Below are 3,129 nucleotides of genomic sequence, written 5' to 3' on the forward strand. Positions count from 1 at the left end.
GGGGGGGAGGATTTGAACGGGGCTGTCGGGGGGCTGTTGCGCCCCCCCGCTTATTCGATCAGGCCTTGATTGCGGGCCCAGGACACCGCGTCATAGCGGCTGGAAACGCCCAGCTTGGCGTAGATGTTCTTCAGGTTCCACTTCACCGTTTCCAGCGAAATGTTCAGCGTAAGCGCCACGCGCTTGTTGGCCATTGCCTGGCTGATCAACGCCAGAATGGCCACCTCCCGTGGCGTGAGCACCGTAGACGCGCCATTGGCCGACGATTCATTGTTGCGGCCGACACTTCCAGGGCCGAAGCGCTCCAGCAACCGTGCCAGGTAAGCCTCGTCCTCACTGGCCAGCGATTTGCTCGCCAGCCCTGCGAGCATCTTGCGCAGCGCTTCGCCCTCGTCGATGAAGGTACGCACAAGTCCCAATCGACGACCCTGGGACAAGGCTTCAAGCAATTGCGCTTGCGCCTGCTCCAGCTTCAGCAGGTCGGCCCTCGCGCAAGCCTCGAGCAACCACCCTGTGACCTGGAGCTGTCCGCGACTGAACTTGCTGGCGTAGGCGCTCACAATGGCCAAGTCTTCCAGGGCCTTTTCCGGGTAATTGGTGGCCAGCAACAGACGCGCTCGCGCCAACGCGGCCATCGCCGGGATGTCTGCCTGGAAGCCCAGGGACTCGCTATGATTCGCTGCAAGCGTCTGCAATTTGCCGACCCTGTCGGCAGCGAATGTCTTGTCATTCTCCAGCAAGGCAATGCGGGCCTGCTCGGCCAGGCAGTGAGCCAGGGCCCGATCCTGTCCGATGGTGCGAAAGTGACGCTCCTGTTTCTCCAGAAATGCCATGGCCACCGAGGCACTGTCTTGAAGCAGGTCCAGGCGCGCTCGGCAGATGGTGGCGCGCAGCATGGTATCGGGCATGGCCCACTGCAGCAGGCCATTGCGATTGGCGAGGATTTCCCGCGCTTCGTCGGTACGGTCCAGCTCACGGTAGACCTCGGCCAGCGTGGCGGCTCCCAGATAGGCGCTGGCGGCGCGGTGTCCATGAACCGTCACGGCACGGGCCAATTGTGCCGAACCGATCCGCTCAGCCTCCCGCATCTGACCGGCCTGCAGATAGCAAAGGGTCCGGGTGCCTTCGGCCACCAGGGCCATCTCGGCATCGCGCTCGGCCTCGGGGATGGGATTTTCGTCAAGGCACTGCAAGGCTTCCTCGATCCTCCCCGCCGCCAGGTAGGCGATAGACAGCAGCGCCGGCGCGCCGAAACGCGTCACGGAATAGTCATCCGGCAACGCCTGAAAATCCTTGAGCAACGCAATGATGGGTTCCGTGCGATCACGCTGAACCTCGATGGCCGCCTGAACCAGCGGTAGTCGATAAGCGTCGTCGGCGTGCTGCGCCGCTCCACTGCGCCGGAACTGCTCCAGCCAGACCTCTGCCTTGGCCGGACGTGCGGTGAGTGCATAGGCCAGACAACCGAGAAAGAACAATCGGGGCCGGGAGAACAGGATGTCCTGGGGCAAACGGTCGAGCAGGCGCAGCAGCGGGCTCAGTTGACTCAGGCTCCAGGTCGCCGGGGCGGCCCGTTCTATCAGCTCCGCGGCGAAGCCGAGATCACCCGCCAGGGTGGCATGCCTTACAGCCTCGGCCAGCAGCTTGCGCTCGGCGAACCATCGAGCGGCCCGGTTATGAATTTCGGTTTGCGCGGCGCTGTCACGACGGGCGAACCGCGTGGTCAGGAAATCGCCGAACAGGGCATGGAAGCGATACCAGGGTTGACGGTCATCGGCTTCGACGCGAAAGATCAGCAGGTTCTCTTCATCCAGGCGCTTGAGCATGGCCTGCGCCGAGTTGACGCCCGTGATCGCTTGCGCCAGAGAAGCGTTGAAGCGGCGGCAAATACTCACGCTCTCCATGAACTGGGCCAGATCGGGAGGCAGATGGGCCATTACGTCTTCGGCCAGGTAGCTCTGCAGATCGTCGGAGCGCCAGCCCATCTCGCGCAGGGCGCCGCGGGAGTCCGGATCACTGCGCAGCAGAATGATCACCAGTTGCAAGGTCGCCGGCCAGCCGCTGGTGAGTTCATGAATCTGATGCAGCTCTTCCGGGCCGAGCTTCAATGCCGCCAGGCTCTGTTCGAGAAAGGCGCGAGATTCCGCCAGATCGAATGGCAATGCGGCGCAATCGAGTTCGAACAATTGCCCCCTCAATCGCAGGCGACTGAAACTCAGGGGCGGCGCGGCACGGGACGAGATGACGAAATGCAGGTTATCGGGGCTGTGATCCAGCAGCCTTTGCATGAGCTGGTGGGAGCGCGGGTCCGTGACATTCTGGTAGTCATCGATAACCAGGTACAGCTCCTTGTTGATAGCCGCGGCGCCTTCGACGATCGCCGCCACCACCTCGTCGATGAGTTCCGGTTGCGCGCCTTCCAGGGGGATGCCGCTGTCCAGGACAATGCCCAGACGCTGTAATGCGCCAAGCAAATAAGCGAAGAAGATGGGGACGTGCTTGTCATCGGCACTCAGCGACAGCCAGGCCACCTCGGCCCCCGTACGCATCATCCCCTGCCGCCATTGGGCCAGCAGCGTGGTCTTGCCGAAACCAGGGCTGCCGGTAATCAAGCCCACACGGCACTGCGTCATTTCACGCAGTTCCTCCAGCAGGCGTTCGCGCATGATGGTCTGGTTGCCGATGCGCGGTGGAACGAATTTCGTCGATACGAGCAGCTTGTCGGTATGCATGTCCTGACTGGTCTCCCATCCTGCCGAACCCAACGAAACAGCGAGCCAGGCAATGCTCGATGCGGATAGGCAAGGTGTGGCCACATTCTGGCGATTGTCGGATTATTTACCCGATACTGATAAAAGTCAGCACGTGCCAATGTTTCGAGCTGGTTGTGACAACCTCGGGATCCGCGTTGGCGCCGATGGTGACGGAGAACAGTGACTGCCACCCCCCTATTTTCGAGGGGGGCGCCCATCGACCAGCTTCGAATACAGCTCGCTGCACCAGAGTTTGGCTTACTACGATCGGCGTAGCCGCTGCCGTCAGGCTGCGCTGGAGTCCCGCAGGGGCTCCCCGGCGCTCTTGAGATCCTGCGCCTGCTGCGCAGGCGAGCGCAGCCTTCGGCAGCGGCTA

General features: G+C 62.5%; 1 protein-coding gene. It reads right to left on the bottom strand.

From position 1 onward, the window contains the following. Positions 1-50 precede the first annotated feature (50 nt). Positions 51-2,732, bottom strand: coding sequence for a winged helix-turn-helix domain-containing protein (locus F2S13_RS29005; RefSeq protein ID WP_166367313.1), 2,682 nt, complete (start codon positions 2,730-2,732; stop codon positions 51-53). Positions 2,733-3,129 lie beyond the last annotated feature (397 nt).

This window comes from Pseudomonas akapageensis (genome assembly GCF_011355085.1).
In the GTDB taxonomy this organism is placed as follows: domain Bacteria; phylum Pseudomonadota; class Gammaproteobacteria; order Pseudomonadales; family Pseudomonadaceae; genus Aquipseudomonas; species Aquipseudomonas akapageensis.